We start from the raw sequence: 352 nt of genomic DNA on the forward strand, positions 1-352 counted from the left end.
CCGGCGAAGGGCTCGAGCGTGAAGGGCCCGGCCGCGTTGTCGAGGTCGAGCGTGTCGCGGATGAACTCGCCCTGCAGCGTGCCGACCTTGTAGTTGTCGAAGGTGGCGTAGTAGTCGACGGCGTCCGTGCCGTTGATGAGGCGGTCGTAGGCGATGACCGTGACGCCCTGGCTCTTCGCGTCCTCGAGGGCCGGGCCGAGGGTCTTGCCGTCGACGGCCGCGACCACGAGGATCTTGGCGCCGCCCGCGACCTGGTTCTGGATCTGGCTGATCTGCGCGTCGGTCTTGTTGTCGGCGTACTGGAGGTCGACGGTGCAGTCGTCGCCCTCGAGCTTGGTCTTGAGGCCCTCGC

Annotated in this window: 1 protein-coding gene; it reads right to left on the bottom strand. The window is 67.9% G+C overall.

The genetic code is table 11. The annotated features are described in order from the left end of the window. On the bottom strand, positions 1-352 hold a 352-nt coding region (locus DZG00_RS16625; RefSeq protein WP_147360116.1), incomplete at both ends, for a substrate-binding domain-containing protein.

It is taken from the genome of Clavibacter lycopersici (assembly GCF_003576405.1).
Lineage (GTDB): Bacteria > Actinomycetota > Actinomycetes > Actinomycetales > Microbacteriaceae > Clavibacter > Clavibacter lycopersici.